Raw genomic sequence first — 26,399 nt, forward strand, 5'->3', positions numbered from 1 at the left:
CCTGGTGCTGGATAGGGCCGAGGTGGCGGGTCGATGGCAAACATCCAGCTCACGGCGGCATTGATCGCTCGGTGCGGCCCGCTCGGGTGGCGGGCGGAATGCGTGGGATGGATCACATCGGGGCGACGGCGGTATATTTACTTGGACATCCAACTATAGGATGACCGCAGATCGCGCGGTGCGCGGCGTCGTCTACAGGAACAGGACTGGCATGGTTCGCGAACTCACGCATTTCATCGGTGGGCAGCACGTCCCGGGCACCTCCGGCAACTTCGGTGACGTGTTCGACCCGAACATCGGCCAGGTGCAGGCCAGGGTGCCGCTGGCGAGCAAGTCGGAGGTGGAGGCGGTCATCGCCAATGCCGCGGCGGCGCAGCCGGAGTGGGCGGCGTTCAACCCGCAGAAGCGGGCCAGGGTGCTGATGAAGTTCCTCACCCTGGTGCAGGACGAGATGGATTCCCTCGCGGCGCTGCTGTCCTCGGAGCACGGCAAGACCATCGCCGACGCCAAGGGCGATATCCAGCGCGGCCTCGAGGTGATCGAATTCGCCGTCGGCATCCCGCACCTGCTCAAGGGTGAATACACCGAGAGTGCGGGCACCGGCATCGACGTCTACTCGATGCGTCAACCGCTCGGCGTCGTCGCGGGCATCACCCCGTTCAACTTCCCCGCCATGATCCCGCTGTGGAAGGCCGGTCCGGCGCTGGCGACCGGTAATGCCTTCGTGCTCAAGCCTTCCGAGCGCGACCCCTCGGTTCCGCTGCGGCTGGCCGAGCTGTTCCTGGCGGCGGGCCTGCCCGCCGGCGTGTTCAACGTGGTCAACGGCGATAAGGAGGCCGTCGACACGCTGCTGCACGATCCGCGCATCAAGGCGGTCGGCTTCGTCGGCTCGACCCCGATCGCGCAGTACATCTATGAGACCGCCACTGCGAACGGCAAGCGCGCCCAGTGCTTCGGCGGCGCCAAGAACCACGCCATCGTCATGCCGGACGCCGACCTCGACGATGTCGCGGACCAGTTGATCGGCGCGGGCTACGGTTCCGCGGGCGAGCGCTGCATGGCCATCTCGGTGGCGGTTCCGGTCGGCGAGGAGACCGCGGATCGCCTGGTGGCCAAGCTGACCGAGCGCGTGCACAAGCTCAATGTCGGCCGATCCGACGACCCGGGCGCCGATTACGGCCCGCTGGTCGGACTGGACGGGGTGAACCGGGTGAACAACTACGTCCAGGTCGGCATCGATGAGGGGGCCGAGCTGGTGGTGGACGGCCGCGGTCTGACCGTCGAGGGCAGTGAGGACGGATACTTCGTCGGCGCAACGCTTTTCGACAATGTCACCCCGGATATGCGGATCTACAAGGAAGAGATCTTCGGCCCGGTGCTGGCCGTCGTCCGCGCCGAGAACTATGAAGAAGGTCTGCGCCTGGCCAACGAGCACGAGTACGGCAACGGCGTCGCCATCTTCACTCGGGACGGCGACACCGCCCGCGACTTCGCCGCCCGCGTACAGGTCGGCATGGTCGGGATCAATGTCCCGATCCCGGTGCCGATCGCGTACTACACCTTCGGTGGTTGGAAGCGTTCCGGTTTCGGCGATCTGAACCAGCACGGCCCGGACTCGATCCGCTTCTACACCAAGACCAAGACCGTCACGCAGCGCTGGCCCTCCGGTTCGAAGGAGAGCAACGCGTTCGTCATCCCCACCATGGACTGACGGATGTTCGACCTGGACGAAGACGAGAAGGCGATCCGCCACACCGCGCGCGGATTCGCCGACGAGTTTCTGGCGCCGAACGCGCTGGAATGGGACGAACAGAAGCACTTTCCGGTAGACGTGCTGCGCAAGGCCGGCCCGCTCGGCCTCGGCGGCATCTACGTCCGCGAGGATGCGGGCGGTTCGGGTCTGCGCAGGCTGGACGCCGTGCGCATCTTCGAGCAGTTGGCCACCGGCTGCCCGGCCATCGCCGCCTATATCTCCATCCACAACATGGCCACCTGGATGATCGATAGCTACGGCGACGACGAACAGCGCAATCGTTGGCTGCCACGGTTGACCTCGATGGAGCAGCTGGCCAGTTACGCGCTGACCGAACCGGGGGTGGGCTCGGATGCGGCGGCGTTGAGCACCAAGGCGGTCCGCGACGGCGAGGACTACATCCTCAACGGCGCCAAGCAATTCATCTCCGGCGCCGGGTCCAACGATGTCTATGTGATGATGGTGCGCACCGGAGAGGACGGGGCACGCGGCATTTCGGCGTTCATCGTCCCGGCCGACACACCGGGCCTATCCGTAGGCCCGAACGAGAGGAAGATGGGCTGGAACGCCCAGCCCACCCGCCAGGTGATCCTGCAGGATGCCCGGGTGCCCGCGGCGAACCGGCTCGGGGACGAGGGCGACGGATTCCGGATCGCCATGAACGGGCTCAACGGCGGCCGGTTGAATATTGCCGCCTGTTCGGTCGGCGGGGCCCAGGCGGCGCTCGACAGGACCGTCCCGTATCTGGCCGAACGCAACGCCTTCGGTAAGCCGCTGCTGAAGAACCAGGCACTGCAATTCGAACTCGCCGATATGCGCACCGAGCTCGAAGCGGCCAGAACCTTGCTGTGGCGGGCCGCGGCCGCGCTCGACGCCGACGCGCCGGACAAGGTCGAGTTGTGCGCCATGGCGAAGCGATTCGCGACCGATGCCGGATTCGAGGTCGCCAATAAAGCGCTGCAACTGCATGGCGGCTACGGCTACTTGGCCGAGTACGGACTGGAGAAGATCGTCCGGGATCTGCGGGTGCACCAGATCCTCGAGGGCACCAACGAAATCATGCGGGTGGTCGTCGCCCGCGCGGTGGTAGGAGCGGCATAGTGAGTGAGCCCGAAGTTCTCATCGATAAGCGTGACGGCCTCGGCCTGATCACGCTGAACCGGCCCAAGGCCATCAATGCGCTGAATCATCCGATGGCCCTTGCCATTACCGATGCGCTGCGGTCCTGGGCCACCGAGGACGAGGTCCGCACCGTCGTCGTCACCGGCGCGGGGGAGCGTGGCCTGTGCGCGGGTGGCGATATCGTCGCCATCCACAATGACGCGCTCGTGCTGAATGGTCGCTCCGCGACGCGCGGTACCGCGGTCGCTGATTCGCCGACCGGCGTCTTCTGGCGCGACGAGTACATCCTCAATGCGCTGATCGGCCGCTACCCCAAACCGTATGTCGTGGTGATGGACGGCATCGTCATGGGCGGCGGCGTCGGCCTGTCTGGTCACGGCAGCCATCGCATCGTCACCGAGCGCTCCAAGATCGGCATGCCCGAGGTCGGTATCGGTTTCATCCCGGATGTTGGTGGCACCTATCTGCTTTCGCGTACCCCCGGCGAGATCGGCACGCACGTCGCGCTGACCACGGCCCGAATGAGCGCGGGCGACGCCATCGCCGCCGGATTCGCGGACTACTACGTGACCTCGGAGAATATTCCGGCCCTGCTGGAAACGTTGCGGACCGAAACCGCGGATATCGCGATCGCCAAATTCGCCACCGACGCACCGGAATCCGAGCTGGTCGCCCAGCAGGAATGGATCGACGACTGCTACCGCGCCGAGACGGTCGAGCAGATCGTGGCCCGGTTGCAAGCCACCGAGGTCCCCGAGGCGGCCAAGGCGGCGCAGGACATTCTCGCCAAATCACCTGTCGCACTGAAGGTCACATTGCGCTCGCTGCGCGCCGCGCGTGAGCTGGCGAGTCTGGAAGCGGTGTTGAACGAGGAATACCGGGTCTCCATCGCATCGCTGTCCTCGCACGACCTTGTCGAAGGTATCCGCGCACAGGTGATCGATAAGGATCGCAATCCGCGGTGGAATCCGGCCACACTGGCCGAGGTGACCGCCGCGGAGGTCGACGCGTATTTCGCCGAATTGGGCGACCGAGAACTGGGTGCGAGCACCACGGAGGGACAACAGTGACACAGCGAATCGGCTTCCTCGGACTCGGCCATATGGGTGGCCCGATGGCCGCCAACCTGGTGCGCGCGGGCTATGACGTGCTCGCCTTCGACCCGGTGCCCGCCGCGCAGGAGCAGGCGCGCGAGGACGGCGCCACCGTGGTGGAGTCGGCGGCCGAGGCCGCCGCCGACCGTGATGTCGTGATCACCATGCTGCCCAACGGCAAGCTGGTGCTCGACGTGTACGCCGATCTGCTGCCCGCCGCGAATCCCGGCACCCTGTTCATCGACTGTTCCACCATCGATGTCGCCGACGCGAAGGCCGCCGCGGAGCTGGCCGTCGGCGCGGGCCACCGGGCGCTGGACGCCCCGGTCTCCGGTGGTGTTGCCGGTGCGGCCGCGGGCACCCTCACCTTCATGGTCGGCGGCGGCGCGGACGATTTCGCCGACGCGCTCGAGGTACTCCGGGTGATGGGGAGCAAGGTCGTGCATTGCGGCGGTGCGGGCGTCGGCCAAGCCGCCAAGATCTGCAACAACATGCTGCTCGGCATTTCGATGGTCGGCCTGTCGGAGGCGCTGGTGCTGGGTGAGAAGCTGGGCCTGAGCCACCAGTCCTTCTTCGACGTGGTCTCGACCGCCTCGGGCCAGAGCTGGGCGCTGACCAACTACTGCCCGGTCCCCGGCCCGGTGCCTACCAGCCCGGCCAACAACGACTATCAGCCCGGCTTCGCCACCGCGCTCATGACCAAGGATCTGGGTTTGGCCGCGAACGCACTGCGTGCCAACGGTATCGACGGTCAGCTCGGCGCGCTCGCGGCCGAGATCTACACCCGGTTCAACCAGACGGATTCCGGCCGGGACTTCTCGGCTATCGTGACCGACATCCGTAACCGTTCCGACCAAGAGGGTGCCTAGTGAGTGAATTCGAGACGATTCTGCTGGAGCGCAAGGGCCGGGTCGGCTGGATCACGCTGAACCGCCCGAAGGCGCTCAACGCGCTGAATGCGCAGGTCCTCGACGACGTCATCGCCGCGTTGGACGAACTCGAGCGCGACGACGAAATCGGCGCGGTCGTCATCACCGGTTCGGACCGGGCCTTCGCGGCCGGCGCCGACATCAAGGAGATGCAGCCCAAGTCGTACATGGACATGTTCATGGACGATTTCTTCGCCCGCTGGGACCGGCTGGCCAACTTCCGCAAGCCCACCATCGCCGCGGTCGCCGGATACGCGCTGGGCGGCGGCTGTGAGCTGGCGATGATCTGTGACATCCTGATCGCCGCGGATACTGCCAAATTCGGGCAGCCGGAGATCAAGCTGGGCGTCATCCCCGGCATCGGCGGCTCGCAGCGCCTGACCCGCGCCATCGGCAAGGCCAAGGCCATGGATCTGGTGCTCACCGGCCGCAATATGGATGTCGACGAGGCCGAGCGCGCGGGCCTGGTTTCGCGCATCGTCCCCGCCGCGGAGCTGCTCGACACCGCAGTCGAGGTGGCCAACACCATTGCCTCGATGTCGCTGCCGGTCGCCATGATCGCGAAGGAATCGGTCAACCGCTCCTTCGAGACCACCCTCGCCGAGGGTCTGCGCTTCGAACGTCGTGTCTTCCACTCGCTGTTCGCCATCGAAGATCAGAAGGAAGGCATGACCGCCTTCGTCGAAAAGCGTCCCGCGAAGTTCACCAACCGCTGAGCATCGGTGCCCGGCCGGGACTTTCCCGGCCGCGGGGCGGGGAGTGCGGAATCAATTGCTGGACAGCGGTGGTGTTCCGACCTCGATCTGAGTCGGCGCGATGCCCCCTTCCGGGGTACGCGCCGAATTCCTTTCCATGGCGAGCAGTCCGGCGATCGTCGCGCCGAGTGCCACCGTGACCGCCACCGCGGCGATGACTTTTCGGCGGCCCACCGTCGCGGGCGTCATGGCGCCGGGCAGTGTGGCGCCGGCGCGCAGGCGCGCCATCCGGACATCGCCGGTACGGCGTTGCGCGGCCAGCAGTACCGCGCCGCGCGCCGAGACATACTCCGGTTCCGGGTCGTAGATGACGGGCAGATCTATCAGCTCCGCGAGTTCCGCACGGACGCTCGGGTTGCGGGTGCAGCCGCCGAGCAGGACCAGGCCCTGCGGCCGGATACCGGATTCCACGATGAGCTGGCGGACGAACGAGGCCGAGTGATGGATACCCGCGGAACACAACTCGGCGAGGTCACTGCGGGTGATCACGGCGCGGCCACCGGAAGTGTCGTCCATCGCGGTGATCACCCGGGCGCTGCTCAGTGCTTCGCGGTGCCTGCGGCTGGTGCGGTTGTCGGTGAGCACGCCGCCGCGGGCCAATTGCCAGCGCAGCAGTGCGTCGTAGCCGTCGCCGCTGAGGACGGTGCTGCGTTTGCTGGACAGTACGGCGTTGGTCCGACAGTCGGCGTGGGTGATGGTCAGGCCGGAGGCGCCGAGGTCGTAGAGGATGACCGAGCCGCTGTCGGGCAGCTGTCCGGTGAAACGCAGGTACCGAAGCTGGGCCAGCGGTTCGTCGACGAGGGTGAGTGGTTTGTCGCCCGCGCTCGCCCGGATCGAATCGGCGTGCAATGGGCAGCGGCAGGTGACAGCGGCACCGGTGACGAGTTCGCCGCGGCGGTCCGCTGAGCGGCGCATCTGGCGAATCGCCTCGAAGACCGGCTCCTCGACTCCGCCGCCCGCGCGGCGTGGAATCTCGCAGTGATCGATCGGGGGTAGATGCGGCTGATCGGAATGCGTCAGCACTGCGCGCGCGCCACCAGCGCCCGCCGACACCCCGAGGACCAGCACCATGGACTCCATGGTGGACCTTTTCCCGGCCGCTGCCAAGATAACGGCGCGGGTAATTCGCTAGTTGGATGCCGGAACGTTACCGGGTGTCCGATTCGGCAACGTAATGAACTGACCGGTCCGGTTTCTGGACTAGCCTTCCCGAGCCGACCACACGGCCGCGCCCGCCCCGGTGTCGAAGTCGCCTGCGGCATGGCGGAACTCCGAGAGCAGCTGCAGCAACGTCTGCAATCGGTCCGGCGGCAGACCGGGCCTCGCGAAGACCTTGGCGTTCAGCTCCTGGGTTGCCCGGGTGACCAATTCCCTTCCAGCATCGGTGATTTCGATCAAGGTCGCGCGACGATCACTGGGATGCGGCACCCGCTCGACCAACTGCGCCGCCTCCAGCCGATCGACGGTATTGGTGACGCTGGTCGGATGCACCTGCAATCGAGCGCTGGCCTTGGCCATGGGTAGCGCGCCGGTCTTGCTGAAGCTCAGCAACATGAGCAGTTCGTACCGGGAGAACGTCAGCCCGGTCGGTTTCAGCGCCTCGTCGACCCGCGCCATCACGATTTGCTGAGCCCGCACCAGCGAGGTAACCGCCGCCATGCCGTCGGCGACCTCGCCCCAGCCGTGGCCGACCCACTGACGGTGGGCCTCCTCGATCGGGTCGAGCGGGAGTGGGCGTGGCCGAGACATGAGCTCGAGCTTATCCGCCTCTCCGCGTATTCAGGCCAGGCAAGGGTGCGGCGATTGTCGCGTCGGCGACCGTCGGCGAGGTGGTGGGCCGGTCAGCCCGTACCCGGTACGTGACCGATGCGCTTGCGAAATCAGGTGTCGCCTTTCGGATCATCGTGAGCGCAAGTATTGGCTCGCGCCTACCGGCACGGCATTCTCGATGGTGAGGCGGGTGTGGCTGAGTGGTTGAGGCAACGGTCTGCAAAGCCGTTTACGCGGGTTCAATTCCCGCCGCTCGCTCGAGGCAGGCAAAGGGTGCGCTGCCGCGGCGCCCGGCTCGACGAAACGCCACCGTCGAGCCGGGCCCGCTTTTACTTCTCGCGACGCGAATCCGCGTCGAAGGCCACAGCGGCGCCGAGCACATCGAGCCGGACCCGATCGCCGCGGCTCGGTGCGGCGACGCTGGCGCGGCGCACCCGCACCGGCTCGGCCTCACCGTCGAGGGCGATGGTGAGCATGACGTCGGCGCCGCGGAACTCCACCTCGCGGACCACCCCGCTGCCCGGATCGCTCTCCGAGACCACGTGGGCGACAAGCTGTTCCGGGCGCATCATGATGGTCACCGGGCCGGTCGGCGCGGACCGCTGGACCGGTACCCGGCCCAGCGCGGACTTGGCCACGTCGGCGTCGACCACCGCGTCCAGCAGCACGCAGTCGCCGAGGAAGCGGGCGGTGAACAGATCGGTGGGCGCCGCGTATACCTGTTCCGGCGCGCCGACCTGAGTGAACCTGCCCTGCCGCATCACCGCGACCTGCTCGGCGAAGCAGAGCGCCTCCTCTTGATCGTGGGTGACCAGAATGCTCGTCATACCCGCCTCGCGCAGGGTGTCGGCGACCGCCTGCCGGGTCGTCACCCGCAGTCCGGCGTCGAGCGCGCTGAACGGTTCGTCCAGCAGCATCACATCGGGTTTGCGGGCGAGGGCGCGGGCCAGCGCGACTCGCTGCTGCTGCCCGCCGGACAGCTCGTGCGGGCGGCGGTCGGCACAGGACGGGTCGAGCGAGACCATCTCCAGCAATTCGCCCACCCGGTGCCGCCCCGGGCCGGAACGACGGACTGCGCCGCAGATGCCGCGGCCCAGTCCGTAGGCGATGTTCTGGCCGACCGTGAGATGCGGGAAGAGTGCGCCGTCCTGGGCGACGTACCCGATATTGCGGCGCTGCGGCGGCACCGAGAAACGCTCCCGGGTCACCGTTTCCGCGCCGATCGACACCGAACCCGCGTCCGGGGACTCGAATCCGGCGATCACCCGAAGCAAGGTGGTCTTCCCGCAGCCGGACGAGCCGACCACCGCGGTCGAGGTGCCGTTCGGCACCTCGAGGGTGATCCCGCTGAGCACCAGGGTGTGTCCGAATGTCTTCGAAACATCGGAGACGACAAGTCTGCTCATACTCCGGCCGCCTTCCTGGATTGCGTGAACAGCAGATAGGTCACCGGAACGGCGGCGACGATCATGATCAGGGCGTACGGCGCCGCCGCGGCGTAATCCAATTCGCCCGACAGCGACCAGAATCGCATGGCCAGCGTGCGAGTTCCGGTGGGCGCCAACAGCAGTGTCGCGGTCAGCTCGGTCGCGACGGCGACGAAGACCAGCGCACCCGCGGCCGCGGCGGCGGGCGCGGTGAGCCGTAGCGTCACCCGGAAGAAGGTGGCGGGCCCGGATCTTCCGAGGGAGCGCGAGACCTCCTCCAATCCGATCGGTACCTGTGCCAACCCGGATCGCACGCTCACCAACGCCCGCGGCAGGAACATCAGCACGTACGCGGCCAGCACCATGGTGACCGTCTGGTAGAGCGGCGGGGCCCAGCGGATGGTCACCGTCACCATCGCCAGCGCGATCACAATTCCGGGCAGCGAACTGGTGATGTAGTTGGCGCCCTCCACGATTCGGGCGAAGGCCGAGGTCGAGCGGACCGCGATCCAGGCGACCGGGAAGGCGCAGAGCGTGGTGATCAGCGCCGCCAGCGCGGCCAGGACGACGGTCTGCCCGAGCGCCTCGCCGATCTCGGTGAAATCCCACACCCCCGCGCCGCCGATGCGCAGCCAGCGCACGATGGTCCACAGCGGCACACCCAGCGCGCCGACGCTCACCGCGACCAGAGCGGCCAGCACCGCGACAGCGCTCGGCCCCAGGTGCGCCCGAGTGGCGGCGCGCGGTGCCCCACTGCCGATCCTCGCGTAGCGCGACCTACCCCGAGCGGCCGCCTCCAGGCCGAGCAGCGCCAGACAGCACAGCACCAGCACCCCGGCCAGCATGCTGCCCGCGGGCCCGGCGAAACTCGACTGGTACTGCTCGAAGATGGCGGTGGTGAAGGTATCGAAGCGGATCATGACGAATGCGCCGTATTCGGCCAGCAGATGCAGCGAAATGAGCAGTCCGCCACCGAGAATCGCCAGCCGCAGCTGCGGCAGCACAATGCGCCCGAACACCGCCAGCGGCCCCGAGCCGAGCGCGCGTGCCGACTCCTCCACCGCCGGGTCGAGTCGGCGCAGGGTGGCCGCCGCGGGCAGATAGACCAGCGGGAAATACGACATTGTCGAAATGAGTACGCCCGCCCACAGCCCGTGCATGGTGGGAAAGACACTGACCCAGCCGTAGCTGTTCACGAAGGCGGGCACCGCCAATGGGGCCACGAAGACCGGACCCCACCAGGCCGCGCCGGGAACGTTCGTGCGCTCGACCACCCAGGCCAGCCCGACGCCGAGCACCACACAGATCGGCACGGTGAGCATCACCAGTCCGGCGGTGTTCTTCAGCAGATCACCGACCCGCGGCCGGAAAACCAAGTCGGCGGCCTCGTGCAGTCCGGTCGAGAAGAGTGTGGACACGATGTAGCCCAGCGGCACGCAGGTCGCCGCCACCAGAAGCAGGGCGACGATCGTGACGAGCGGCCCGGGTCGACCGACCCGGGGTGCGGCAATCAGTGTCCGGACGGCCATCGTCAGAGCAGGCCCGCGTCGGTCATCAACTGGGTGACCTTCTTGGAATCCAGCTTGCTCGGGTCGATGGCCGGGGCCTGTAGGTCGGCCAGGGGCGGCAGCGCCTTATTGGCCGCGACGTCACTGGCAACCGGATACTCCATCGAGGTGCCGTCGCGCAGCACCTGCTGCCCGGCCTTACCGACGATGAAGGCCAGGAACTTCTGCGCGGACTCCTGCTTCTTGCTCGACTTCAGCACGCCGCCACCGGAAATGCTGACGAAGGCGCCCGGGTCCTGGTTCTTGAAGTAGTGCAGCGCGGTATTGCCGCTGCTCTCCTTGGTATTGGCCTGGTCGCGATACCAGTAGTAGTGGTAGATGACGCCGCCGTCGGGGCTGCCCGAATTGACCGCCTTCATGGTGGCCACGTTGTTCGGGAACGCGGTCGCGTTGTCCTTCATACCCTTCAGCCAGGCGCGGGTGACATCCTCACCTTTCAGCGCCAGCAGACCGGCCACGATGGCCTGGAAGTCGGCGCCGGAGACACCAGCGCCCCAGCGGCCCTTCCACTGCGGCTGCGCCAGATCCAGCAGCGAGGCGGGCAGCTGATCCGCCGCGATCCGGTCCTTGTTGTAGACGAAAACCGTTGAGCGGGCGGCGACCCCGGTCCACTTGCCGGTGGACGGCCGGTACTGCGCGGGCACCTGCGCGAGGGTCTGAGGATCGACGTCGGCGAATAGTCCGGCATTCTCCACCAGCGCCATGGCGGGGGAGTTCTCGGTCAGGAAGACATCCGCGGGGGAGGCGGCCCCCTCGGCGACGAGCTGATTGCCCAGCGCCGTATCACCGCCCTGGCGCAGCGTCACCTTGATGCCGGTCTCCTTGGTGAACGCCTCCGCCCATTCCTTGGTCAGCGATTCGTGCTGGGCGTTATAGACGGTGATCTCGTTGGCGTCGTCGCTGGAATTCGAGCATGCCGTAACGCCGAGAGCCGCGATCGTGACCGCCAGCGCACCGGATATCGCCTTCCACCTGACTGCCATCTCATGGTCCTTCCACCGCCTGTGAAGCTATCCCTCGACACGGGTGGATCGGGGATCCTCCGGCGCGCCTATGTTGAGGCTTACCTAAGGAAGATACCCCGTACGACGTGCGCGGATGATATCGGTCCGGCACCGGCGCGAGCGCCAGCGCCCGGGACACCGGAAGGTCTCCGGCGCGGATCAGGAAAGGCCGGAGAAATCCCGTAGCACAACATGATTGCGATCGGCATGCACGCCGAGTGTGTAATCGGGCAGCAGCCCGAAGTATTCGCCCCGGGTGGTCGCACTCCATTGGCGCGCGGCCGCGCTGCGAGTCTTGTAGAAATTCACCATGTACCCGCCCTCGTACAGTCGCAGCAGGCAGTAGCCGCCCGGATATTCCTTGACCGAGGCCACTTCCAGGAACTCCACGGCGCAATCCACGTCCGGTCGGGTGCGCCGTGTGCGGTGGGTGTGCCCCGCGTGGTGCAGGAAGACGCCCGGGGAGCGGGCGTAGAGGGCCTGTAGTGCGGCGCTGTCGGGGCCGTTCAGCACGAAACCGGGTCCCGCGGTATTGGTGAGACCGGATTCGCTGGTCACCGGGTGATGGCTGAATATCAGCGTCGGACGGTCCGGATCGGCGCGCAGCAACTCGGTGAGATGGTCGAATTGCGGGCGTTCGATGCGCCCCCCTGCGGTATCGAGTTCGCTGGTGTCCAGGCCGATTACCCGCAGACCGCCGACCCCGTGCTCGATCAGCTGCTGGCGCGGGGTGAAAACCTCACCCCAGCAATCGTAGTGGTCGGCGGGGGCGGGCAGGCACGCGCGATAGTCGGCCCCGGTGTGCGGGCGGTCGTGGTTGCCGCGCACCACCAGGTAGTCGCGGCCGAGTGTGCCCCAGGCGTCGAGCCGGGTGCGCACCGCGCGCGACTCCTGCGGTGCCGCCTCGTTGGTGAGATCGCCCGCGAGCAGCAGCCGCTCCGCATCGCGGTCGGGTGTGCGCAGGTCGTCAAGGAGCGCGGCGAGCATCACCTCCGGATATGGCGGCAGCTCGGGAAGCTGACGGAATCCCGGCGGGAATTCGCCGAGCACCAAACCGCTCACCGTTTCGCCGTAGTGCACGTCATTGGCGAGGGCGAGGGTGCGCAGCCGACGGCCGGGCGGCGGGACCAGCGTGGTGAATTCGCCGGTGGTTTCCGGAGATCCGGGGGTCAGCGTGGTGAGGTTCAGCGCCGGGGTCGCGCGCACGCCGTCGGACCACGCCTCGAACCGATAGCGGCGGCCCGGTTCCAGGCTATCGATCTCCGCATAGTGGAACGGGGTGGGTCCGGCATCGGCGTAACGCGGCGGCGGGGCGAGCGAGGAGTCGGCTGGTCCGAGCCGGACCTCGCCGCCCGCGGGCACCGGCACCAGGCGTCCGGCGGGGTTGGGTGTCACCGTCGTCCACGTCAGGATGACCGATCGATCGGTGACCGTCACCACTTCGAGATCGGTGGCGATGAGCGGATTCCCTTGGGCGCGCGCGGAACCCGTCCGCGGCAGACCGGCAACCGGCGTCAGCGCGGCCAGCCCGAGGGCGCCCAGCAGGGTCCGGCGGGACGGTCCGCAGCACGTCATGCGGCGAGCGTACCGGCAGCACGGCGCGGACCGGTTCACGCCGCCTCCGGTTGCGAGCTCGCCTCCCACGGAGCCCGCGCCTTCCCCGTGCGCCGTCTACGTGCGACTACATTGGCGGCGAGGGATGGACGGCATTCTCTGCGATCGAACGAGGGATGCGCGGATGCGCGGGATAGTGCTTTCGATGTCGATAGTCGGCGCCGCGTGCGCCGCTGGTCTGGCCGGAGGTGCCGCGAGCGCCCAGGCGCCCGAATCCATCACCGTGTCCGCGGTCACCGGCTCGGACCAACTCCCGGTCACCGGGGTCGAGGTGGGCGTCACCACCTGCGTGGCGGGACCGGTGCTCGCGACCCTGACCACCGGCGTGGACGGCACCGCTACCACCAACCTCGCCCCCGGCTGCTATCAGCTCCAGGTCACCTCGGTGCCGTCCGGCTGCATGCTCGACGGTGAGGCCTACACCCAGGTTACGGTCCTCCCCGGCATCACCGTGACGCCGCGCTATCAATTCCGTTGCGCCTGAACGTTTTTCCAATACTTGGCGGCTTATCCGCCTCCCGCAAGGTCTACTTCTCGAATGTCGGCACAGTGTCCGGCCCCTCGGGTGCTGGTTGCGCCAACTCCTCCGCACGCCGCAGCGCGTTCTCGACGAACTCGGCGTACTCTCGCGCCCACAGCTTCGCGGCTTTGTTGAATTCGTGTGCGGCCATTGGTGTTACGCTCTCCGCGCTCTCCCGGGCTTGCTTCTCCAGATCACCCAATCGCTGGTAGCTTCGCACGAGCCGCTGCGGTGTTTCCGGCCATAAATCCCCGGCATTCGGCGGCATGAGGTCCTTCACGAACTTGTGCAAGGTCTGACTGCTCTGATACAACGCCGCGGCCGGATCCTTGATCATCGTCAGCGGGGTGACAACTGAACCATCGGCAAACATATGCAGGTATCTCACCGCGTGGCGGACGTGATTGCGTGGTAGGGGTGCCAGCGAAGCCGCCCATCGCACCCCTGGCTCCGGGCGAGGGACTCGTTCTGGCGCTGTGGTCTCCCCGCTGACGGGAACAGTGTGTTCGTGCTCGGACATATATTCCGCACGAAGGACCGACCCGGTGAGGGGTTTTCCTGGAAGGACCTGAAGACCATCGACCAGTTCGGTGATCCCGATCTCCAGTTCGGTGGGCCCGACCTTCCCCTTGACCGACCGAGTCCGGTCGATCAGCTTTGCGATATTCGCTCGGAACATAACGACAACCACCGCGATGATCGCCGGCCACTTCAAGGTATCGACGTACTCGAGAACCATCTCGGGCGCGCTCACTCCGCGATCGTAGAGGCGCTACCTCCCACTCGGGTGTCGAACCACAGATCTCGTGCTGCCAGGGTGACCACGGCGCGGGCCTCGTCGACAGAGGCAAGATCACTGAGCCGAAGCCCTACACGCCAGCGGAGGTGTCGCAGGTGCAAGACCCTTGATGTCCAGATCGGTCGCGCGTCGGCGGGAGGTCCACGCACACGGCGCTGGAATCTGGAAGGGCTTGCGGTTCTTGCCGTTCCGGTCGCCCCTCTCGAGTAGGCTGGGCGCACCTCCAGCTCAGGGGCGGTGTGGAAGCTGATCCGGTCCGCGCCGCACCGAGGGAGGAGGTGGTGGGAGATGGCGAAACATCGCCGGACAAAGAGCAAGGCCCCGGTCGATTACGGCATCAGCATTGCGATTGCTGCCGTGATCGCCGGGGCGCTCATGGTGATCCTCCGAGTCTGGGGGGCTAGCTAAACCCACCAGGGTGGGGCGTCGTAGGCGCGGCGTCCCACCCGCTCGGTGTCACTCACGTGACGCACTCGATGATAGTTGACAGTTCACAACTGCACACTGTCAACCTCGCACCTCTTCGGAGTGCCGCACGCGACTGGATCGCGACGACCTGACCGGTTCTTCCAGTAGAGGCCTTTTGTTGGCATGTGACCGCAATACCTCCGTCGGGGGCGACCGAAGTTCATTTCGTACGACTTCGCGCACTTCGAACTACCGCAGATCTAGGTCGATCATCCGAGCGGCAATCCACACCAACTGCACACCTGTAGTTCCTCGCGCTGCCGCGGCTCCGGCGTATCGAGAGCGGCGGATTGCGTTGGTCCGGTGTGGATTTCACGGTGAACATTGGCCGAGCGGCTGCCGATGGATCGGGCTCGGCGTCGGCACGTGCCCTCGGCAGGGCACACAAAACATGGGCAACCGGAAACGCCTGGTCATCGCGGAGGTATACCCGGTCTGAGCGCTGCCGATCGCACAGTGTCCGTTGGCAACCGCAGGCCGGCGACAAATCCGAATGGCAGACGAGGCGGTGGCCAGTTATACGGTAGTATGCATTTCGTTGGGTAATGGCCAACTATATGCATAGTGCCGGGAGGTGGTGCTGGTGGCCGAGCGTCGCACCACACTGCTGCCCAGTGAGCTCTGGCGGGCGCCGCTTCGAACCGTGCGGCCGCAGGACTTGGCCGACATCTACGCCCAACCGCGGCCCGAGATCGCGCGGCTCGTTGATCGGGGAGTGCTGCACCGAGTCGCTCACGGCTACTACATCATCGTCCCACCGGACTACATCGGCCGGACCTGGCTGCCCGGTCTCGAGGCCGCGGCCGCAGGTATCGCGTCATCGATTTACGGGGCGGATCAGATCGTCGTCATGGGCATTAGCGCGGCCCGCATGCTGGGAGCCGTACCTCGTGCGTTGGCGACTGCGGTTGTCGCGGTTCCGAGTCAGCATCGGCCGATCGCACTGACCGACCGTTCGGCACGGGTTCGGTTCGTCCGCCGAGATACCGACGCTCTCGACGCCGAGCGTATCGAAACTTCACTGGGGCCAACGCTGGTCACTACTCCGGAACAGACCGTGCTCGATCTTGCCCGGCGCCCGGAGCTGGGCAATGCCGAGACGGAGGTTCGTTCAGCGATCGAGACGCTCTACCGCCGGAGTGATTCGGCGAGACTCATACAGCTCGCTAATGATCAGCGTCTGGGTGTGGCGCTTCGACGTGTGGAAAGTTGGGCCGGAGCATGAGCATCGACGAACGTGACAGTGTCGCAATTCAATTCGGAGTTTCCCCGGAGCAGGTCGAGCGCGACCATCTGATCTCCCATCTGCTGGCGGTAATTAGCCGAGGGTTCGGTGACCGGTTGCACTTCATCGGCGGAACTGCTCTTGCCCGTACGCATCTGGTAAGCGGCAGGCTCAGTGAAGACATCGATCTGGTTGCGTTGGACAACCGAACGGTACTGGCAGCCGAACTCGACGCAGCTTTGCCGCGATCCGTCGCGCGGAGGTACGGTCGGCTGGAATGGGCGCCGTCGCTGAGCAATGTCTCGGACACGGAAGTCGCCAACCTCCGCTCCGCGTCCGGTGTGTCCGTCAAGATCCAGTTGCTGTCGGGACGCGGCCGAACGGTGTGGCCGACCGAACTCCGCGGTCTCGAGCAGCGATACAGCGACGTGCCGCCAGCCGAGCTGTTCGTGCCCACTTTGCCGGCCTTCGTTGCAGGGAAGACCGCGACATGGCACAACCGGCGCGCATCACGCGACCTCTGGGACCTTTGGGCGCTGAACGACATCGGTGCGATCGACGGTGCTGCGGGAGTGTTGTACAGGAGATACGGTCCGACAAACCGGTTCCCCAGCCCGCAATTATTCGATCGTGCACCGAGCCAAGACGACTGGAATACACAGCTGGCCGGGCAGACCCGGCTGGTGATTACGGCTGAGACTGCGCTGGCCGCGGTTCGAGATGCCTGGGCGCGAGTTGTGGAATGACCGGTGCATTCGACAAGCATCTGGAACAAGACTCGTGCGTCGAGGGGAGAGCAATCCATAGCCTGTAGTCATGGGGACAAGGCGGATTTGAACGCCCTACGGTCTGTCGCGCTCCCGATCGCCGTGGCGGCATTGGCCGACGGAGGAGAGGCCTCCCTCATGGATTGACGGTGCAATGGCCCGATCAATGGCCACGGCCGACGAGCTGCGGCCGATCGTTCGCTGAGCTCCGAGTCACATCGCCCTACGCAACTGCCCGCAATCGATCAGCGTCCAACAGTCCCGTCGCTGTCATCGGCGTGGTTGGTGCTCTAACGTCGTTTGGGGGCCGAGCAGTCGGCTTGGAACAGCACCGGTATTTGGCGACAACTTGCCGGTGAAGAAGTCTTCTGCGTCGCGATGAGTTGACTGTGGCGGTGAGGTTGTGAGCTGAGCCGGGAAAACGACAAAGGCTCCGACCGTGAAACCGTCGGTCGGAGCCTTTGTCTTCGGTGCCCTCGGCAGGATTCGAACCTGCGGCCTTCTGCTCCGGAGGCAGACGCTCTATCCCCTGAGCTACGAGGGCGGGATAGTTCTCGGTCGGGGGCCGGGTGCGGCCGTCCGATCGGGCGGGGAAAGCGTATCGCATCGGATGCTGTCCGCCAAAAAGTGGGTCGGGCCGGGGGATTTGGTTCCGGCCCGGTCCGTCAGTTGAGGGGCAGAGGGGTGCGACCGCGGGCCGCGAGGAGGCTGGTGATGAGTTCGGATTCGTTCTGCTGGGTCGCGGCCATGGTTTCGGCGAGGGTGCGCACCGCGGTGGTTTCGGCGTGCTGGGCGGCATATTCGATCATCGAGAGGCCGCCTTGGTGATGGCGCAGCATGAGCTGCAGGAACATCGGGTCGAGTTCGGTGGGGGCGGCCTGGCGCAGGGCGGCGAGTTCGGCGGCGGTGGCCATACCGGGCATGGTCGCCATCGGGCCGGGCATGGTGTGATCCGGGCTCGGCCCGCCGTGGTTGTGGCCGCCGGTGGGCTGTTCGGCCATCCAGCCCATATAGCCGTCGACGCTCTGCGCGGGCTTGCTCCACAGCTGCAACCAGCCCTGCATGCGGCCGACCTGGGCCTGCTGGGTGGTCATGATGTCGTAGGCGAGCCTGCGGACGTCGGTGTCGGTGGAGCGCAGCAGCGCGATCCCCGCCATTTCGACGGCCTGGGCGTGATGCGCGGACATGTCCTGGGTGAACCCGATGTCGACGGTCCCCGGATCGGGCTCGGTAGCGCCATCGAGCGGGATGCGGGCCAGGGTGCCGATGGCGAAACCGATCAGGATGGCCCCGATCGCGCCGAGGATGAGCAGTGCGGTGCCCTGGCGACGCACCTGCACGCCGAATCCGGTATCGGCGTCGTCGCCTTCCTCATCGGCGTGCGCGCCCGAAGCAGCGGATTCTGCGGCATCGACGTCCGTTGCGGCACTGGCTCCGGCGGTGTCGGTTTCCGCGGCGGCGGGCTCTGCGGCACCCCCCGCGGCACCGGGCTCGCCGACAGCCGCGGGCGCATCGGGTCCGGACTCACGCGAATCCGGACCCGACGACGGAGTCGCAGACCCCATCTACTGACTGCCCGTCGGCTGCGCGGGCTGCTGCGGCTGGGGCATCGATCCGGTCGGCAGTCCGGGCACGCCCGGAATGCTCGGCACACCCGGGATGCCGCCGAGCCCGCCACCGTTCAGCTCGGCCTGGTCGGTCGCGATGCCGGTGCCGTCCATCGGCACCGCACCGGGTCCGGGCGGGGTCGGGTCGAACGGCGACGGGTTTTCCCGGTCGAAGTACGGGTTCGAGCAGTCCGCGCCGACCTCGGGGTAGGCGTACGGGTTCTGCCGCAGCGCGGTGAGGAACTGGTTGATCCGCTTGTCGTCCGGGCTGTCCAGCTTCAGCTGGTGACCCCAGGATTGCAGCGAGATCGGCTTGTCGAGGCCGGGGTAGGGCGACATCAGCGTGTACTGCTTGCCCTCGACCTTCTTCTTCAGCGTGTCGATGCCCGCAGCGTCCACCTTGTCGGGGTTGTAGGTGATCCAGACCGCGCCGTGCTCCAGCGAGTGCACGGCATTCTCGGTGCGGATCGGCTTGCTGTAGACCACCCCGGTGCACGCCGCCCACGCCTGATCGTGCGGGCCGCCGAAGGCCGGGGTCTGGTCATAGGCCACCCGCTGGGTCGGGTCGACGTGCTTACCCGCGCCCTTGGCGTAGTCCATCTTCACCACGCCCGCGATTTCATCGGACGGGTCCTTCTTCTGCGCGCTCGGCGTGTACTTGTCGAGTTCGGCCTGTTCGCGGTACTTCGGGACCAGGCTGTAGGCCAGTGCACCGATCAATGCGATGATTACCACGGCCGCGCCGATGGCCAGCCACGGGATCTGGCGCTTCCCCGGAAGTTGGCTCTTGCCGCCGCCGCCTTTTCTGAGGGAAGGCGAGGCCTTCCCTGCGGCTCGGACGGCCTTGGCCGACTTCGAGGCGCTTTTATTACTCGGCATCGCTCGTTGTGCTCTCTCGACGTGATGATTCCGATGTGCTGCGTGGTGCCCGCCCGAAGGTGTTCACCTGCCCAGACCATAGGATAGAGACTCGTGACTCCAGCTGACCTTGCAGATCTCCTCCGCGCAACCGCCGCGAAGGTGCTTGTCGAACGTGGACTGGACCCGGAGGTCCTGCCCGACGAGGTCAATGTAGAGCGTCCCCGCAATCCGGACCACGGTGACTATGCCACGAATGTGGCCCTTCAGGTCGGTAAGAAGGCCGGAGCGAATCCACGTGAGTTGGCCGGCTGGCTGGCCGAGGCGCTCGGCGCGGTCGACGGTGTGGCCTCCGCCGAGGTCGCCGGTCCCGGCTTCCTGAATATCCGGCTGGCCGCCGCCGCGCAGGGCGTGATCCTGCAGAACGTGCTGGTGGCGGGCACCGCCTACGGCACCGCCGAGACTCTTTCCGGTACGAAGATCAACCTCGAGTTCGTCTCCGCGAATCCGACCGGCCCGATCCACCTCGGCGGCACCCGCTGGGCCTCGGTGGGTGACGCACTGGGCCGGATTCTGGCCGCGCAGGGCGCCGCCGTCACCCGCGAGTACTACTTCAACGACAACGGTGCGCAGATCGATCGTTTCGCCAATTCCTTGGTGGCCGCCGCGTCCGGTGCGCCGACCCCGGAGGACGGGTACGCCGGCTCCTACATCAACGAGATCGCGGACACCATCGTCGCGCAGCATCCGGATGCGGTGGGCCTGCCCGAGCGGCAGCGGCACGAGCTGTTCCGCCGCGAGGGCGTCGAGCTGATGTTCGCCCACATCAAGCAGACCCTGCACGACTTCGGCACCGATTTCGACGTCTACTTCAACGAGAGCTCGCTGTTCGCCTCCGGCGCGGTCGAGAAGGCCGTCGAAGAACTGAAGGCGTCGGGCAATCTGTACGAGAAGGACGGCGCCTGGTGGATCGCCAGCACCGAATACGGCGATGACAAGGATCGCGTCGTCATCAAGAGTGACGGCACCTCCGCCTACATCGCGGGTGATATCGCCTACTTCCAGAACAAGCGCTCGCGCGGCTTCGACCTGTGCATCTACATGCTCGGGGCCGACCACCACGGCTACATCGGCCGATTGAAGGCCGCCGCGGCCGCATTCGGTGACAACCCCGACACCGTCGAGGTGCTCATCGGCCAGATGGTGAATCTGGTGAAAGACGGTGCGGCCGTGCGCATGAGCAAGCGCGCGGGCACGGTGGTGACCCTGGACGATCTGGTCGAGGCCATCGGCGTCGACGCGGCCCGTTACTCGTTGGTGCGGTCCTCGGTGAACTCCAGCATCGATATCGACCTGGATCTGTGGACCAAGCAGAACAACGAGAACCCCATCTACTACGTGCAGTACGCGCACGCCCGCACCTGCCGTATCATCGACAATGCCGCCGCGTTCGATTTCGCTTCGGTCGCACCGGATTTCGGTCTGATGAGCTCCGATCGCGAGGGTGATCTGATCCGCACCCTCGGCGAGTACCCCCGGGTCGTCGCGACCGCGGCCGAAATGCGCGAACCGCACCGTGTCGTCCGCTACCTGGAGGAGTTGGCCGGGGCGTACCACCCCTTCCAGTCCGACGACGACATGCGGGTGCTGCCCAGGGGCGACGAGCCCGTCACACCCCTCAACTCCGCCCGGCTCGAGCTGGTCAAGGCGACCCGGCAGGTATTGGCCAACGGCCTCGGCCTGCTCGGTGTGAGCGCGCCGGAGCGGATGTGAACGACCTAGCCGGGGGACCGGTGACCACGGAGAACGCCGGTCTCGCGGCGGTATGGAAGGAAGAACTGTGAGCGCGCATCCGGCCGGTCCCCGGCACGCCGAAATCCCGCACGCCCCGAATCTCCCGGAGCGGCCCACCGATCCCGCGCAGATGATCGATCTGCCCGCGAACGTGTGGCCGCGCAATGCTTCCCGCGACGCCGACGGCGTGGTTCAGCTGGCGGGCGTGCCGGTGCACGACCTCGCCGCGCAGTTCGGCACCCCGCTGTTCGTAGTCGACGAGGACGACTTCCGTTCGCGCTGCCGCGATATGGTGCGGGCCTTCGGTTCGAGCGCCCGGGTGCACTACGCCTCCAAGGCCTTCCTGTGCGGTGAGATCGCCCGCTGGATCCGGGACGAAGGTCTTTCGCTGGACGTCTGCTCCGGCGGCGAGCTGGCCGTCGCACTGCACGCGGACTTCCCCGCGGAGCGAATCGCGTTGCACGGCAACAACAAATCGGTGACCGAGCTGGAGGCCGCGGTGGCCGCGGGCGTCGGGCACGTGGTGGTCGACTCGCTGATCGAGATCGAGCGGCTGGAGGCCGTCGCGGGCCGCGCGGGCGTGGTGCAGGATGTGCTGGTCCGGGTCACTGTCGGCGTGGAAGCCCATACCCACGAATACATTTCGACCGCGCACGAGGATCAGAAGTTCGGCTTCTCGATCGCCGGCGGCGACGCCATGGAGGCGCTGGCCCGGGTCTTCGAGGCGAACAACCTGCGCCTGGTCGGTCTGCACAGCCACATCGGTTCGCAGATCTTCGAGATCGACGGTTTCGAGATCGCGGCGCGGCGCATGCTCGGCCTGCTGCGCGATGCCGTAGACAAATTCGGAGCCGAGCGGACCGCCCAGATCGCGACGCTGGATCTCGGTGGCGGACTTGGTATTTCGTACCTTCCGAATGACGATCCGCCGCCGCTGGACGAGTTCGCCGCCAAGCTGCGTGGTCTGGTCGAGATCGAGGCCGGGCATGCGGGGCTGCCGACGCCGAAAATCGCGGTGGAGCCGGGACGCGCCATCGCGGGCCCGGGCACCGTGACCCTGTACGAGGTCGGCACCACAAAGGACGTCTCGCTCGACGGTGGCCTGCGCCGCCGCTACATCAGCGTGGACGGCGGCATGAGCGACAACATTCGTCCGGCGCTGTACCAGGCCGACTACGACTGCCGTCTGGTCTCGCGTTCCTCCGAGGCGCAGGCGGTCGTCGCGCGCGTCGTTGGAAAGCATTGCGAGAGTGGCGATATCGTTATTCGCGACACCTGGATGCCCGCCGATGTCGGCCCGGGCGATCTGGTCGCGGTCGCTGCCACCGGCGCGTACTGCTACTCGATGTCCAGCCGCTACAACCAGCTGACCCGTCCGGCGGTCGTCGCCGTCCGCGACGGAGTGCCGCGGCTGATCCTGCGCCGGGAAACGGTGGCGGATCTGCTCAGCCTGGAGGTCGAGGGATGAGCGTGCGGAATCCCCACGTGAACACGGAGGTAAAACAATCATGACCGAAGTGGCCAAGAACGGTACTTGGGGAACGGATCGCCCGATCGGTGTCGCCGTCCTGGGTATGGGCAATGTCGGCACGGAGGTCGTGCGAATTCTGCGGGATCACGCCGACGACCTGCGCTCGCGGGTCGGTGCGCCGGTGGTGCTGCGCGGTGTCGCCGTGCGCAGCCTGGACAAGGACCGCGGACTGCCCGCCGAACTGCTGACCACCGACGCCGACGCGCTGGTGGACCGCGACGATGTCGACCTGGTGGTCGAGGTCATCGGCGGAATCGATCCGGCCCGCCGCCTCATCCTCGCCGCGCTGAATGCGGGCAAATCCGTGGTGACCGCGAATAAGGCCCTGCTCGCCGACTACACCGGCGAGCTGGCCGCGGCGGCCGAACGCAACCGCGCCGATCTGTACTTCGAGGCCGCCGTCGCCGGTGCGATCCCCGTCGTGCGCCCGCTGATCCAGTCGTTGTCCGGCGATCGGGTGAACCGTGTGGTCGGCATCGTCAACGGCACCACCAACTTCATCCTGTCCGCGATGGACGAGACCGGCGCCGACTACTCGGACACGTTGGCCGAGGCCACCCGCCTCGGTTACGCGGAGGCCGACCCGACCGCCGACGTCGAGGGCTACGACGCCGCGGCCAAGGCCGCGATCCTGGCCTCGCTGGCCTTCCACACCCGGGTCACCGCCGCCGATGTGTACCGCGAGGGCATCTCGAAGATCAGCGCCGAGGATCTGGAGACCGCCTCCGCGGTGGACTGCACCGTCAAACTGCTCGCCATCTGCGAGCGGGTTCCGGCCGGTCCGGGCGAACCGACGCCCGAAGAAGGCGGTAAGGAGCGCGTCTCGGTGCGCGTCTATCCGGCGCTCATCCCGCGCAAGCATCCGCTGGCGGCGGTCAGCGGCGCCTTCAACGCGGTGGTCGTCGAGGCGGACAACGCCGGTCGCCTGATGTTCTACGGGCAGGGCGCGGGCGGCGCCCCGACCGCGTCCGCGGTGCTCGGCGATCTGGTGATGGCGGCCCGCAACAAGTTCTTCGGTGGCCGCGCTCCGGGCGAATCGGTTTATGCTGAGCTACCGATCGCGCCGATCGGCGATACGCCCACCCGCTACCACGTGAACCTGCAGGTCGAAGATGTCCCCGGGGTCCTGGCAAAGGTGGCGGGCGAATTCGCCAAGCACGGGGTCAGCATCTCCACCGTCCGTCAGGAAGGGCACGGGGAAGGTGCGCGCCTGGTCGTTGTCACCCACCACGCGGTGGAGTCGGCGCTCGCGGACACCGTCGCCGCCCTGGCGGAGATGGCGTCTGTAACCTCCGTGACCAGCGTTTTGAGATTGGAAGGCACCGAAGAATGAGTACGACCAGGGGACGACAGACGGCGGGCGTCGCGCCGCAGGGCGGGGTGCACTCGCGCTGGCCCGGTTTGATCGCGGCCTACCGTGATCGTCTGGAGGGCGCGGCCGACTGGGAACCGGTCACCCTGTTCGAGGGCGGCACCCCGCTGGTGCCCGCGCCTCACCTGTCGGAGCTGACCGGATGTGAGGTGTACCTCAAGGTCGAAGGCGCGAATCCGACCGGTTCCTTCAAGGACCGCGGCATGACCATGGCGATGACCGACGCCAAGTACCGCGGCCAGAAGGCGGTGCTCTGCGCCTCCACCGGCAACACCTCGGCCTCGGCCGCCGCCTACGCGACCCGCGCGGGTATGCACTGCGCGGTGCTGATCCCGCAGGGCAAGATCGCGATGGGCAAACTGGCCCAGGCGGTCATCCTCGGTGCCAAGATCATCCAGGTGGACGGCAACTTCGACGACTGTCTCGAGCTCGCCCGCAAGGTCACCTCGGATTTCCCCAGCGTCGGCCTGGTTAATTCGGTGAATCCGGCCCGCATCGAGGGCCAGAAGACCGCCTCGTTCGAAATCTGCGATGTGCTCGGCAAGGCGCCCGATGTGCACGCGCTACCGGTGGGCAATGCGGGCAACATCACCGCGTACTGGCGTGGCTACCGCGAGTACTACGCCGACGGCATCACCGGCGGTCTGCCGCGCATGCTCGGCGTGCAGGCCGCGGGAGCGGCGCCACTGGTCCACGGTGCACCGGTGCCGAATCCGGAGACCATCGCGACCGCCATCCGAATCGGCGCTCCGGCGTCCTGGAATGGTGCGATGGAGGCCAAGGAGCAGTCCGGCGGCGCCTTCCGCGCGGCCACCGACGCGGAGATCCTGGAGGCGTACCGCCTGGTCGCCGCCACCGAGGGTGTTTTCGTCGAGCCCGCTTCGGCGGCCAGCGTCGCCGGTGTGCTCGCGGCGCGCAAGGAGGGCTGGCTGGACTCCGGCCTGACCGTCGTATGCACCGTCACCGGCAACGGCCTCAAGGATCCGGATACCGCCCTGATGGGAATGCCGCAGGTGCAAGCGATTCCGGTCGACCCGGTCGCGGTCGCCGCTGAACTCGAGCTGGCCTGAGTTGAATTCGCGCGACAGTCAGTTGATGTCGAAGACGCTGCCCGCCGGTCTTTCCGTGACCGCGCGGGTGCCCGCGTCCACCGCCAATCTGGGCCCCGGATTCGATTCGCTCGGAATGGCACTGGGCATCTACGACGAGATCGAGGTGCGCACCACCGAATCCGGTCTGACGATCCGGGTGGAGGGTGAGGGCGCCGACGACGTGCCCTGGGGCCCTTCGCATCTCGTCGTGCGTGCGATCGAACGCGGCCTGGAGGCCGCAGGTGTCTGGGCCGACGGCCTCGATGTGGTGTGCCGCAACGTGATTCCGCACTCGCGCGGGCTCGGCTCTTCGGCCTCCGCGGTGGTGGGCGGGCTCGCCGCGGGCTGTGCTCTGGCGGCCGAACTGGACCCCGCGCTGGCCGTCGGCACCGACCAATTGGTGCAGCTGGCCTCGGAATTCGAGGGCCACCCGGACAATGCCGCCGCCAGCGTGCTCGGTGGAATCGTCGTGTCGTGGACCGAAACCGCCGCTGACGCGGGCGCCGATCGCGCCGAGGTGCCCGACCACGGTCGCATCTACCGCGCCGTGCGGCTGGATCCGCATCCGACACTGCGGCCCGTGGTGCTGATTCCCGAGGTGCGCTCGTCCACCGCGCATACCCGCGGTCTACTGCCCGAGACCGTGCCACACGGCGATGCGGCGTTCAACGTCAGCCGCGCCGCTCTTGCGGTCGTCGCGCTGACCCAGCGCCCCGATCTGTTGCTGCCCGCGACCTGCGACAAGCTGCACCAGACCCAGCGTGCCCCCGCGTTGCCGCTGACCACGGCGTGGATCGCCCGGCTGCGGGCCGCGGGCATCGCGGCCACCGTATCGGGCGCGGGGCCGACCATTCTGGCCCTCGGTACCAGCGAATTCCCCGCGGAACTCCGCGAACTCGCGGCGGCCGACGGGCTCCGAGTGGTCGAGCCGGGACTCGCCGAGGGCGTCCAGGTCGTCTGATTTTGATGGGCGGCGCTCTCGGTGTCCTGTGTGGTTACGCTCCCGCTACCGCCTCCGGGCCCGTCGCTCGCAGCGCGACGGCGAGTCTGCCTTGCCGAGGTTCACAGTTGCCAGCTATCCTGAGCAAGTCCGTACATCGTGCGCATCAGACGCCGGTGCTTCATCAGGGCAATCGCTCCAGCAGGCTCCAGGCTCGAGCCTCCAGGCCATGGGGGTGCTGCGTAGCTGCGCAACTGGAATGATCTCTCGCACCTTTCACAGCCGGTGGCGAAGCCGCCGGTCCGGCGGGGCAGGTGATATACGGCATCCGAGTCCGGCACAGTGTCCGGACTGCGGAACGAACCCTCGAAACAGCACACGGCAATCGAGG

22 protein-coding genes and 2 tRNA genes are annotated in these 26,399 nt (G+C 67.1%); 14 read left to right on the forward strand and 10 right to left on the reverse strand.

Annotated features, from left to right (window positions below):
• The first annotated feature begins 211 nt into the window (after positions 1-211).
• The 5 genes from AB0H61_RS32495 to AB0H61_RS32515 are packed head-to-tail and all read left to right on the forward strand — an operon-like array spanning position 212 to position 5,614.
• Positions 212-1,711: a CoA-acylating methylmalonate-semialdehyde dehydrogenase gene (locus tag AB0H61_RS32495; RefSeq protein ID WP_357311609.1), complete on the forward strand. Its 1,500-nt coding sequence runs from the start codon at positions 212-214 to the stop codon at positions 1,709-1,711.
• A gap of 3 nt (positions 1,712-1,714) precedes the next feature.
• Positions 1,715-2,854, forward strand: coding sequence for an acyl-CoA dehydrogenase family protein (locus tag AB0H61_RS32500; RefSeq protein WP_357311572.1), 1,140 nt, complete (start codon positions 1,715-1,717; stop codon positions 2,852-2,854).
• Positions 2,851-3,945 carry an enoyl-CoA hydratase/isomerase family protein gene (locus AB0H61_RS32505; RefSeq protein ID WP_357311610.1) on the forward strand — a complete coding sequence of 365 codons (1,095 nt, stop codon included), beginning with the start codon at positions 2,851-2,853 and terminating at the stop codon, positions 3,943-3,945. Before AB0H61_RS32500 ends, AB0H61_RS32505 begins: the two co-directional genes overlap by 4 nt.
• Positions 3,942-4,838 carry a 3-hydroxyisobutyrate dehydrogenase gene (gene mmsB / locus AB0H61_RS32510; RefSeq protein WP_357311573.1) on the forward strand — a complete coding sequence of 299 codons (897 nt, stop codon included), beginning with the start codon at positions 3,942-3,944 and terminating at the stop codon, positions 4,836-4,838. The genes AB0H61_RS32505 and mmsB overlap by 4 nt, the downstream gene beginning before the upstream one ends.
• Complete coding sequence (locus AB0H61_RS32515; protein WP_357311574.1) at positions 4,838-5,614, forward strand: enoyl-CoA hydratase; 777 nt, start codon at positions 4,838-4,840, stop codon at positions 5,612-5,614. Before mmsB ends, AB0H61_RS32515 begins: the two co-directional genes overlap by 1 nt.
• A gap of 51 nt (positions 5,615-5,665) precedes the next feature.
• Here AB0H61_RS32515 and AB0H61_RS32520 read toward each other — a convergent pair whose 3' ends face one another.
• Together AB0H61_RS32520 and AB0H61_RS32525 are read right to left on the reverse strand one after the other, a co-directional pair.
• Positions 5,666-6,733: a hypothetical protein gene (locus AB0H61_RS32520; RefSeq protein ID WP_357311575.1), complete on the reverse strand. Its 1,068-nt coding sequence runs from the start codon at positions 6,731-6,733 to the stop codon at positions 5,666-5,668.
• Positions 6,734-6,853: 120 nt separating this feature from the next.
• Complete coding sequence (locus AB0H61_RS32525; protein WP_357311576.1) at positions 6,854-7,402, reverse strand: MarR family transcriptional regulator; 549 nt, start codon at positions 7,400-7,402, stop codon at positions 6,854-6,856.
• A gap of 207 nt (positions 7,403-7,609) precedes the next feature.
• Between AB0H61_RS32525 and AB0H61_RS32530 the strand changes: the two genes are divergently transcribed.
• Positions 7,610-7,681 (forward strand) — tRNA-Cys (locus AB0H61_RS32530).
• Positions 7,682-7,752: 71 nt separating this feature from the next.
• Here the strand turns inward: AB0H61_RS32530 and AB0H61_RS32535 are convergent.
• The 4 genes from AB0H61_RS32535 to AB0H61_RS32550 form a co-directional block, all read right to left on the reverse strand.
• On the reverse strand, positions 7,753-8,829 hold the full coding sequence (locus AB0H61_RS32535; protein ID WP_357311577.1) for an ABC transporter ATP-binding protein: 1,077 nt from the start codon (positions 8,827-8,829) through the stop codon (positions 7,753-7,755).
• Positions 8,826-10,379 (reverse strand): iron ABC transporter permease, encoded by a 1,554-nt coding sequence (locus AB0H61_RS32540; protein ID WP_357311578.1) that lies wholly within the window; start codon positions 10,377-10,379, stop codon positions 8,826-8,828. Before AB0H61_RS32540 ends, AB0H61_RS32535 begins: the two co-directional genes overlap by 4 nt.
• A 2-nt stretch (positions 10,380-10,381) precedes the next feature.
• Entirely contained in the window at positions 10,382-11,401 is a 1,020-nt protein-coding gene (locus AB0H61_RS32545) for an iron ABC transporter substrate-binding protein (RefSeq protein ID WP_357311579.1), read from the reverse strand.
• A 180-nt stretch (positions 11,402-11,581) separates the two neighbouring features.
• Entirely contained in the window at positions 11,582-12,997 is a 1,416-nt protein-coding gene (locus tag AB0H61_RS32550) for a metallophosphoesterase (protein ID WP_357311580.1), read from the reverse strand.
• Positions 12,998-13,181: 184 nt separating this feature from the next.
• Here AB0H61_RS32550 and AB0H61_RS32555 point away from each other — a divergent pair, with 184 nt between their 5' ends.
• The gene (locus AB0H61_RS32555) at positions 13,182-13,520 is read left to right on the forward strand and encodes a prealbumin-like fold domain-containing protein (RefSeq protein ID WP_357311581.1); all 339 of its coding nucleotides are present in this window, start codon (positions 13,182-13,184) and stop codon (positions 13,518-13,520) included.
• 43 nt (positions 13,521-13,563) lie between these two features.
• Here the strand turns inward: AB0H61_RS32555 and AB0H61_RS32560 are convergent, their stop codons facing one another.
• Positions 13,564-14,310: a hypothetical protein gene (locus AB0H61_RS32560; RefSeq protein WP_357311582.1), complete on the reverse strand. Its 747-nt coding sequence runs from the start codon at positions 14,308-14,310 to the stop codon at positions 13,564-13,566.
• 1,096 nt (positions 14,311-15,406) lie between these two features.
• On the opposite strand from AB0H61_RS32560, the gene AB0H61_RS32565 reads away from it, so the two are divergent.
• Together AB0H61_RS32565 and AB0H61_RS32570 are read left to right on the forward strand one after the other, a co-directional pair.
• The gene (locus AB0H61_RS32565; protein ID WP_357311583.1) at positions 15,407-16,048 is read left to right on the forward strand and encodes a type IV toxin-antitoxin system AbiEi family antitoxin; all 642 of its coding nucleotides are present in this window, start codon (positions 15,407-15,409) and stop codon (positions 16,046-16,048) included.
• Positions 16,045-16,794, forward strand: a complete 750-nt coding sequence (locus AB0H61_RS32570; RefSeq protein WP_357311584.1) for a nucleotidyl transferase AbiEii/AbiGii toxin family protein — start codon at positions 16,045-16,047, stop codon at positions 16,792-16,794. Before AB0H61_RS32565 ends, AB0H61_RS32570 begins: the two co-directional genes overlap by 4 nt.
• A gap of 492 nt (positions 16,795-17,286) precedes the next feature.
• On the opposite strand, the gene AB0H61_RS32575 is transcribed toward AB0H61_RS32570, so the two are convergent.
• From AB0H61_RS32575 to AB0H61_RS32585, 3 genes are all read right to left on the reverse strand, one after another.
• Positions 17,287-17,359, reverse strand: a tRNA-Arg gene (locus AB0H61_RS32575).
• Between the two features lie 121 nt (positions 17,360-17,480).
• Positions 17,481-18,155 carry a DUF305 domain-containing protein gene (locus AB0H61_RS32580; RefSeq protein WP_357311611.1) on the reverse strand — a complete coding sequence of 225 codons (675 nt, stop codon included), beginning with the start codon at positions 18,153-18,155 and terminating at the stop codon, positions 17,481-17,483.
• Between the two features lie 225 nt (positions 18,156-18,380).
• Positions 18,381-19,301: a DUF3105 domain-containing protein gene (locus tag AB0H61_RS32585; RefSeq protein ID WP_357311585.1), complete on the reverse strand. Its 921-nt coding sequence runs from the start codon at positions 19,299-19,301 to the stop codon at positions 18,381-18,383.
• Between the two features lie 93 nt (positions 19,302-19,394).
• On the opposite strand from AB0H61_RS32585, the gene argS reads away from it, so the two are divergent.
• The 5 genes from argS (at position 19,395) to thrB (ending at position 26,029) form a co-directional block, all read left to right on the forward strand.
• Positions 19,395-21,053, forward strand: coding sequence for an arginine--tRNA ligase (argS, locus tag AB0H61_RS32590; protein ID WP_357311586.1), 1,659 nt, complete (start codon positions 19,395-19,397; stop codon positions 21,051-21,053).
• A 67-nt stretch (positions 21,054-21,120) separates the two neighbouring features.
• Positions 21,121-22,542 (forward strand): diaminopimelate decarboxylase, encoded by a 1,422-nt coding sequence (gene lysA, locus AB0H61_RS32595; RefSeq protein ID WP_357311587.1) that lies wholly within the window; start codon positions 21,121-21,123, stop codon positions 22,540-22,542.
• 40 nt (positions 22,543-22,582) lie between these two features.
• Positions 22,583-23,938 carry a homoserine dehydrogenase gene (locus AB0H61_RS32600; RefSeq protein ID WP_357311588.1) on the forward strand — a complete coding sequence of 452 codons (1,356 nt, stop codon included), beginning with the start codon at positions 22,583-22,585 and terminating at the stop codon, positions 23,936-23,938.
• The gene (gene thrC / locus AB0H61_RS32605) at positions 23,935-25,047 is read left to right on the forward strand and encodes a threonine synthase (RefSeq protein WP_357311589.1); all 1,113 of its coding nucleotides are present in this window, start codon (positions 23,935-23,937) and stop codon (positions 25,045-25,047) included. The genes AB0H61_RS32600 and thrC overlap by 4 nt, the downstream gene beginning before the upstream one ends.
• A gap of 25 nt (positions 25,048-25,072) precedes the next feature.
• Positions 25,073-26,029, forward strand: coding sequence for a homoserine kinase (thrB, locus tag AB0H61_RS32610; RefSeq protein ID WP_357311590.1), 957 nt, complete (start codon positions 25,073-25,075; stop codon positions 26,027-26,029).
• Positions 26,030-26,399 lie beyond the last annotated feature (370 nt).

Source organism: Nocardia sp. NPDC050710 (genome assembly GCF_040654375.1).
GTDB lineage: Bacteria > Actinomycetota > Actinomycetes > Mycobacteriales > Mycobacteriaceae > Nocardia.